The organism is Nocardia sp. NPDC059764 (assembly GCF_042732555.1).
In the GTDB taxonomy this organism is placed as follows: domain Bacteria; phylum Actinomycetota; class Actinomycetes; order Mycobacteriales; family Mycobacteriaceae; genus Nocardia.
Genome location: NZ_JBHWHH010000259.1, coordinates 1 through 7,618 on the forward strand (window position 1 = coordinate 1; position 7,618 = coordinate 7,618).

Genomic DNA, 7,618 nt, shown 5'->3' on the forward strand with positions numbered 1-7,618 from the left:
GGCGCCTGCCCCGCCTTTTCAGGTGAGACCGGTTGTCCTGCCGCGAATTACGCGGGGACTTCGCTGCGGTCGCCGCTCCACAGCGTGTGGTACTTGCCTTCGGCGTCGATGCGCTCGTAGGTGTGGGCGCCGAAGAAGTCGCGCTGTCCCTGGGTGAGGGCGGCCGGGAGGCGCTCGGCGCGGAGGCCGTCGTAGTAGGACAGCGAGGAGGCGAAGGCCGGGACCGGGATGCCGAGCTGGGTGGCGACGACGACCACTCGCCGCCAGCTGTCGATGGCCGTCTCGATGGCCTCGCGGAAGTACGGGGCGAGGATGAGGGACGGCAGGGTCGGGTCGGCTTCGTAGGCTTCCTTGATGCGGTTGAGGAAGCGGGCGCGGATGATGCAGCCGCCGCGCCAGATGGTGGCCAGGTCGCCGGGGTGCAGGTCCCAGTTGTATTCGGCGGAGCCGGCGGCGATCTGGTCGAAGCCCTGGGCGTAGGCGACGATCTTGGAGGCGTAGAGGGCCTGACGGATCGCCTCGGTGAATTCGGCGACGTCGGTGGGCTTCTCGCCCAGGACACCGGAGGCGAGGCCCTTCGCGGCGGCGCGCTGGGTGCGGGAGCCGGACAGCGCGCGAGCGAAGACGGCCTCGGCGATACCGGTCACGGGGATGCCGAGATCGAGCGCGGACTTGACCGTCCAGCGGCCGGTGCCCTTCTGCTCCGCGGCGTCGACGATCACGTCGACCAGCGGCTTGCCGGTCTTCGCGTCGACCTGGTTCAGCACCTCGGCGGTGATCTCGACCAGGTAGCTCTCCAGGTCACCGGAGTTCCACTGGGTGAAGACGTCGGCGATCTGCTTGGCGTCGAAACCCAGCGCGTCGCGGAACAGGTTGTAGGCCTCGCCGATGAGCTGCATATCGGCGTACTCGATGCCGTTGTGCACCATCTTCACGAAGTGGCCGGAACCGTCGGGGCCGATGTGGGTGCAGCAGGGGACGCCGTCGACCTGGGCGGCGATCGACTCCAGCAGCGGGCCCAGCGACTCGTAGGACTCCTTCGGGCCGCCCGGCATGATGGCGGGGCCGTTCAGCGCGCCCTCCTCACCACCGGAGATGCCGGCGCCGACGAAGTTCAGGCCGCGCGCCTTCATGGCCGCCTCACGGCGGATGGTGTCGGTGTAGAGGGCGTTGCCGCCGTCGATGATGATGTCGCCGGGCTCCATGGCCGCGGCCAGCTCCTCGATGACGGCGTCGGTGGCGTCGCCCGCCTTCACCATGATCAGCACGCGGCGCGGCTTCTCCAGCGCGGCCACGAACTCCTCGACGGTCTCGGTGCGCACGAAGTCGCCGTCACCGCCGTGCTCGGCGATCAGGGCGTCGGTCTTGCCGATGCTGCGGTTGTGCAGGGCCACGGTGTAGCCGTGCCGGGCGAAGTTGCGGGCGATATTGCTACCCATGACCGCCAGGCCGGTCACGCCGATCTGGGCGCGCGCTTCCGAGGTCGCCATGAAACAGCCTCTCCGTTCAGATGTCGATGACCGCACGAAGTCTCCTCGGCGGCGGCATCAGCGGAATGCGTCCACGACGCCACACCTTTTCTACCGCACGCCCGATTTCTCCTTCAGCGCGGCGTCGACGGTGAGCGGTCCGGCCGGGCCTCCCGGCCGGGACCCGCGCACGGCGGCCGGAGAACGACACAGCCACAAGTCACCCGAGACGCGCCGCGCAACTCGCGGTTCGGCGGCACACCACGCCGAAAACGCCTGGCCGCCAATACCACTGCGCCGATACAGTGACCGCGTGAAGCTGGTTGTTCAGATCAGGTTGCTCCCCACCCTGGAGCAAGCCGCTGCACTGGCCACCACGATCCACACCGCAAACGCCGCGGCGACATGGCTCGCCGCACAGGCACAGACCATCTCCAGGCGCAGCCGGACCGAGCTGCAGCGGGCATACTATTCGCAGGTCAAGGCAGTTGGCCTGGCGTCGCAGCCCACGCTGCACGTAATCCGCAAAGTCGCTGACGCTTACACAACTCGCGCTGCACACTTGAATGCCGGGAACTATGGGCCGAAAGGCAGCCGCCGCCGCGAGCAGGTCGAGAACTCGCCGATCCGCTTCCGACACGACGCCGCCCAACCATTCGACGATCGTTGCCTGTCGTGGCAATACGACGCCAGAACCGTCTCCATCTGGACCACCGCGGGCCGGATGAAGAACGTCCGCTACACCGGATCCGCAGATCAGTTGAAATCCCTGCGACTGTACCGGCAGGGCGAGACCGATCTCATCCCCCGAAACGGGATGTGGTTCCTGTATGCCACCTGCGAGGTTCCGGAACTCGAAATACCCGAACCTGTCGGCTGGATCGGAGTGGACCTCGGATTGGCGAACATCGCGACCACCAGCACCGGGTACCGGGCAGCAGGGCGGGGACTCCGCCGCCACCGAGAACGGCATCGGCAGCTACGGCGGAAGTTGCAGGTGAAGGGCACCAAGGCCGCGAAACGCGTCTTGAAACGGCAGCGGCGCAGAGAATTCCGCCACGTGACCGATATCAACCACCGAATCAGTAAAAGCATTGGGCCGAGGCACAACGCACCGAACACGGCATCGGTCTCGAGGATTTGACCGGCATCCGTGAGCGGGTACGGCTCCGCAAGCCCCAACGGGTCACACTGCACTCCTGGGCGTTCCGCCAGCTCGGGTCTTTCATCGAATACAAGGCGCGCCGCGCTGGTGTTGCCCTGGTATTCGTGGACGCCGCCTACACCTCCCAAACCTGCAGGAAGTGTCGGCATGCTGAGCGGGCGAACCGCCCTAGCCAGACCAAATTCTATTGCCGGGCATGCGGTTTCGTTGAACACGCTGACCGGAATGCTTCCCACAACATCGCCGCCCTGGCGGCGAAACAGTGGGGTAGCGGGGCGTAGTCGACCGCCCCTGCACCTTCCCAGGTGTTGGACGTAGCCCGCTCCCCGGCAGCCAGCTCGGGGGTGGAGTTGCAAGCCCGGCCCGTCCAGGCTGGGTAGTTGACCTCCTGCCGGCCCAGACCACTCACATCGGAAACGGCACGCGGGGCCGCGTTGCCGCATTCAGCGCGGAGATAACGCGGGCGCAACCCATTTCGACAGATAGTCGCGGAGCTCGGTGCCACGGCGCGGCGGGCGGCCGGGATCGATGACGAATGACTGAACAATGCGCAGCATGTGCTCGACGAGTTCGTCCAGGACGGCGCCCGAGAGTCCGGCCGCGACCCAATCGACCGAGAAGCGTTCCAGGATCGAACGGCCGAAAGACCTTGCCGTGTCGGAGGTTACGCCCGCCGAGAAGGCGCTGGCTCGTCCCGGCCGCAGCAACAAACCGAGGTATTTCTCCTCCGGCAGTTGTTCCAGTGTGTACGCGATGCCCTCGACCACCGCGGTCGCCGGATCCCGGATATCGCCGAGCCGCTCGGCCAGCACATTCAGGAACTGCTCGGTATGCGCGATGGCCGTCGCCGTCAGAAGTGTTTCGACACTGGGGAAATAGCGGTACACGGTCTGCCGGGTGATGCCGAGGTCGCGGGCCACCTCCGCGATGCTGAACTCGTCGCCGGAGCGGTCGATGGCGCGGCGGGCGGCGGCCACGATGCGGTCGATCGCCTCCGCGTCGTCGGCGGGAGCTGATCCGGACCATCCATGCGTGCGCACGCCTTGACCATACACCTGGTCCTGACTGTATGGTCGAGGGGCGTGAAAGGAAGCCCATGACCACCACCCCGCCGCGGCCCCCGCAACTCGACTCCCCGGTCCTGCCCAAGATCTTCAAATACACCGGCCGCGCGCAGGTCTGGATCTACCGCCGCACCGGCGGCCGGATCGGCGGGAAATGGCGCATCGGCGCGGGCTTCCGCAAACCGGTGCCGACGCTGCTGCTCGAGCACCGCGGCCGCAAGTCCGGCACCGTCTACACGGTCCCGCTGCTGTACATCGGCGACGGCGCGGACACCATCGTGGTGGCCTCGCAGGGCGGGCTGCCGAAACACCCGCAGTGGTACCGCAATCTGCGCGCGAACCCGGACACCCACATCCAGATCGGCCGCGACCGATTCGCGGTGCGCGCCCACACCGCCGACGCCGAGCAGCGCGCCCGGCTCTGGCCGCGACTGGTGGAGGCCTACGCCGACTTCGACACCTATCAGGCGTGGACCGAGCGCGAGATCCCGGTCGTGATCCTGACCCCGATCAACTAGACGGCATCAATCAGACGACGCCGGTGGGCAATCCGACCGTGGCGACGATATGGCCCGGATACGCGACGGAATCCAGCATGCCCACCTGGATCCGGTACAGCGTCAGCTCGCCCGTGCCCCGATCGCGCAATCGCATGGTCCGCACGGGCGGAGCGAACCCGACATCGCCGGAGGACCAGAAGCGCCGGAACTCCGCGAACTCGCCGAGCTCGCGCAGGAGATCGCCGAACACGGTGGGATCGGTCAGCGACCCCACAATCCCGCGCAGCCAGCTCACCGACTGCCGCACATCGGCCTCCCAATCGGCCATCGCCCGCCGGGCCGCCGGATCGGCGAACATCCACCGATATAGATTCCCGTTCTCGGCCAGCCCCGGAAACGCCTGCGCCCATTCGATGTTCCCGGCCAGCACATTGCCGCGGGTGTCGTAGAACGCCGCCAGCTTGGACCGGTGCATGGCGAGCATGCGCAGCGCGTCGGCGCTGATCGATCTCTTCAACTCCGCGACCGTCGGATATCCGGCGCCGGTGAGTCCGGCCAAATCGTAGAGATAACGACGCTCGGTGTCCGACAACGGATTCCGCTGATTCATACATCTGACGAGCGCGTCGACCACGGCCTGGGCGGGCTTGGCTTTCCCGCCCTTCTCCAACTGCGTGACATAACTGGCGCTGACCCCGGCCGAGAATGCCAGCCGCTCCCGGGAAAGCCCGCGCTGATCTCGCAGCCGCCGCAACACATCTCCGAATGTGGGCAGCGCGATGTCCTGATGTTCCCCGATATTCGTTGTCCGGATACTCATATCCGCCGGTTCCCTCCTGCCCTGTAGCGAATCGACGGCTCAGCGTCCGCGACCACTGCCAGAACTTCTCCCGGACGGAATACTCCCACATAATCGGGCCTGGAGTCCTACCGTCGGGCGGCGCGTCGATTGCTAGCAATGAGGAATCAGCCATCATCCCGCGAATCAACCTTGGTGAAATCGGCGCGGCACAATGGAATTGGATTTCGCCCGCACGCCGCCACGCCGGGCAATTGGTACATGTGTCAATTATCCCATCCGTCCGGTTCTCGGCGTTTCCCGCGCAATCAATCTCGAGACCGGCCCCCACCTTTGGTATGTTCTGCTCGACGTGCCGCCCCCGGCACCGACCATGCGGTGGAGAAATCGTCCGAACGATTCGAACAAGGGGTGTGGACCTTGTCCTTTCGAGTTACCCGAGTCTTCAGAACGGCGAGCAGCGCGCTCGCGGCGGTGGCGACCGCGGCCGGAATCCTCACGGCCACCGGCGTACCCGGCGCACAGGCCGCGCCCGCGGATTGCCCCAACCTCAATGTGATCGCCGTCCCCGGCACCTGGGAAACCTCCGTCGACGATCCGAAACAGGGCATGCTCGCCCAGGTCACGCGCGGCCTGCCCGGCACCGTGCGCACCGACTACGTCAGCTATCCGGCGACCGCCTTCCCCTGGGACGGCGAGGTCTACGGCCGCTCCAAGCACGAGGCCGTGGGCAATGCCCGCGGGCTCATCTCCGCCATGGCCGCCCGATGCGCGGCAACGCGTTTCGCGCTCATCGGCTACAGCCAGGGCGCGGACGCGGCGGGCGACCTGGCCTCCGAGATCGGCACCGGCCTCGGCGTCGTCCCGCCCGATCGGGTGGCCGCCGTCGGACTGGTCTCCGATCCGCGCCGCTCCCCCACCGACGCCCTGATCGGCCCGCACGTGGCCGGCACCGGCGCGGGCGGTGCGCGGGCCGGCGGCTTCGGCTGGCTCAGCCCGCGGGTCCGCACCTTCTGCGCGGCGGGCGACCTGTACTGCTCGGTCCCCACCGACGACCTGGCGGGCCGCTCGGCCGGGCTGCTCACCCAGCTCACCGCCCAGGACCCGGTGCAGATCCCCAGCTATGCGCTGACCTTCCAGTCCATCCTGTCCGAGGCCCTGGTCCAGGGCGGCACCGCCATTCTCAACGCGCCGGGCGACCACCCGGCGAGTGAGCAGTGGATCAAGCAGGTCCAGGACTTCCTGGACTCGGGCGTGCACCAGTCGTATCCGCGGTACGTCGTCGACAGCAACGGCACCACCGCCACGGTCTGGCTGCGCAACTGGCTGGCCGAGACCGCGGGCGAAACGCACTGATCCCCAGCCGTTCCGGTGGGCCGGACCAGCTACTCCGACCCACCACCCACCGACCGTTCCAACGCGCCGTGCAGCCATTGCTGCGCGGCGCCGGTCGTCAGGGCGCCCGTCACCTCTCCGGTCAGGCTCCAGTAGCGCAGGATCCGTTCGTCGGAATCGGTTGCGCCGGACAGTAGTCGCCGCCGGAAACCGGAGCTGTCGCGTTCGCCGCGCACCCGGGCGTGGACGTCGACGAACCGATCGATTTCCGGTCCCGGATCGATCGGGTTCGGGACGTTCAGGTCGACGCCCGGCAACGGCTCACTGCGACCGATACCGAATGGAGTGCGGAGCGGTATCCCGGTACAGGCTCCCGTCGGGGAGTTGTTGCTGCTGGCCACCGGCCGTTCGCGGCCATGAGTTTCTCGTTGGTCGTTCATTGGTAGCCGCCCGCACTCTCGGTGCACACCACCTCTCGAATACGAAGGAACCGCACCGATGATCGCCACTCACGCCCGTACCGCCGCCCGCGCCGCGCTCGCAGCGGCCGTCGTCGGTTCCGCCAGTCTCGGTCTGTTCGGCAGCCTCACCGTCGCCAACGCGGGCGGCGACTACGGGCCCGACACCTGTCAGGAAGGCTATGTGTGGCGGGAGGCCAACTCGGCCGACCACGTGTGCGTCAGCCCCGGCACCCGGGATCAAGCGCGCGCCGACAATGCCGCGGCCGCGGCCCGGAAAGCGGGCGGCGGCGCGTACGGGCCCAATACCTGTGTGAACGGCTACGTCTGGCGGGAGGCCTACAACGGTGACGTCGTCTGCGTCACCCCGGCCGTGCGGCATCAGGCCAAGGACGACAATGCCGCGGCGGCGGCCCGCAAGGCGTCGCTGAACATCTGGCTGACCACCTACACCGCGGGCAACAAGTGCGACGGCGACGTGTGCACCGCGGTCTCCGACGCCGGAGCGCAGTTCAAGATCAATGGTGATCACTTCGACAATGGGACCGTCACGCTGATCGTGAACCGGAACAACGGCACGCGGCTGGCCACGTACACGGTGAAGGCCGGGCCGCACAACGGCTACGCGGGCGCCTCCTTCGGCTACCAGACCACCATGTGGGATCCGAAGTCCGGCTTCCACGCGCCCTGCACGGGCGGCGACGACTCCTATATCCAGGCCTACGATCCGACCTCGCAGCGCTGGTCGGAGCGGTTGTCTTTCAAGCACGACTGCCACTGACCGGAGATCTGCGGGACCACCTCGGTGGTCCCGCACATCAGTGAGCG

9 protein-coding genes are annotated in these 7,618 nt (G+C 67.5%); 5 read left to right on the top strand and 4 right to left on the bottom strand.

Going from position 1 to position 7,618, the window contains the following annotated elements; genetic code table 11:
- Positions 1-47: 47 nt before the first annotated feature.
- Positions 48-1,490, bottom strand: coding sequence for an NADP-dependent phosphogluconate dehydrogenase (gndA, locus tag ACFV4K_RS33500; protein ID WP_379280310.1), 1,443 nt, complete (start codon positions 1,488-1,490; stop codon positions 48-50).
- Between the two features lie 292 nt (positions 1,491-1,782).
- Between gndA and ACFV4K_RS33505 the strand changes: the two genes are divergently transcribed.
- Together ACFV4K_RS33505 and ACFV4K_RS33510 are read left to right on the top strand one after the other, a co-directional pair.
- Entirely contained in the window at positions 1,783-2,613 is an 831-nt protein-coding gene (locus ACFV4K_RS33505) for a hypothetical protein (RefSeq protein WP_379280311.1), read from the top strand.
- Positions 2,610-2,915 (top strand): zinc ribbon domain-containing protein, encoded by a 306-nt coding sequence (locus ACFV4K_RS33510; protein ID WP_379280312.1) that lies wholly within the window; start codon positions 2,610-2,612, stop codon positions 2,913-2,915. The genes ACFV4K_RS33505 and ACFV4K_RS33510 overlap by 4 nt, the downstream gene beginning before the upstream one ends.
- A 162-nt stretch (positions 2,916-3,077) precedes the next feature.
- Here the strand turns inward: ACFV4K_RS33510 and ACFV4K_RS33515 are convergent, their stop codons facing one another.
- Positions 3,078-3,674 carry a TetR/AcrR family transcriptional regulator gene (locus tag ACFV4K_RS33515; protein ID WP_379280313.1) on the bottom strand — a complete coding sequence of 199 codons (597 nt, stop codon included), beginning with the start codon at positions 3,672-3,674 and terminating at the stop codon, positions 3,078-3,080.
- Between the two features lie 56 nt (positions 3,675-3,730).
- Between ACFV4K_RS33515 and ACFV4K_RS33520 the strand changes: the two genes are divergently transcribed.
- Entirely contained in the window at positions 3,731-4,216 is a 486-nt protein-coding gene (locus tag ACFV4K_RS33520) for a nitroreductase family deazaflavin-dependent oxidoreductase (RefSeq protein WP_379280314.1), read from the top strand.
- 10 nt (positions 4,217-4,226) lie between these two features.
- Here the strand turns inward: ACFV4K_RS33520 and ACFV4K_RS33525 are convergent, their stop codons facing one another.
- Positions 4,227-5,018 carry a helix-turn-helix domain-containing protein gene (locus tag ACFV4K_RS33525; protein ID WP_379280315.1) on the bottom strand — a complete coding sequence of 264 codons (792 nt, stop codon included), beginning with the start codon at positions 5,016-5,018 and terminating at the stop codon, positions 4,227-4,229.
- A 399-nt stretch (positions 5,019-5,417) separates the two neighbouring features.
- Here ACFV4K_RS33525 and ACFV4K_RS33530 point away from each other — a divergent pair, with 399 nt between their 5' ends.
- Positions 5,418-6,353, top strand: a complete 936-nt coding sequence (locus ACFV4K_RS33530; protein ID WP_379280316.1) for a cutinase family protein — start codon at positions 5,418-5,420, stop codon at positions 6,351-6,353.
- Positions 6,354-6,382: 29 nt separating this feature from the next.
- Here ACFV4K_RS33530 and ACFV4K_RS33535 read toward each other — a convergent pair whose 3' ends face one another.
- The gene (locus tag ACFV4K_RS33535) at positions 6,383-6,649 is read right to left on the bottom strand and encodes a hypothetical protein (RefSeq protein WP_379280317.1); all 267 of its coding nucleotides are present in this window, start codon (positions 6,647-6,649) and stop codon (positions 6,383-6,385) included.
- A gap of 181 nt (positions 6,650-6,830) precedes the next feature.
- Between ACFV4K_RS33535 and ACFV4K_RS33540 the strand changes: the two genes are divergently transcribed.
- Positions 6,831-7,571 carry a hypothetical protein gene (locus ACFV4K_RS33540; protein ID WP_379280318.1) on the top strand — a complete coding sequence of 247 codons (741 nt, stop codon included), beginning with the start codon at positions 6,831-6,833 and terminating at the stop codon, positions 7,569-7,571.
- The last annotated feature ends 47 nt before the right edge of the window (positions 7,572-7,618 follow it).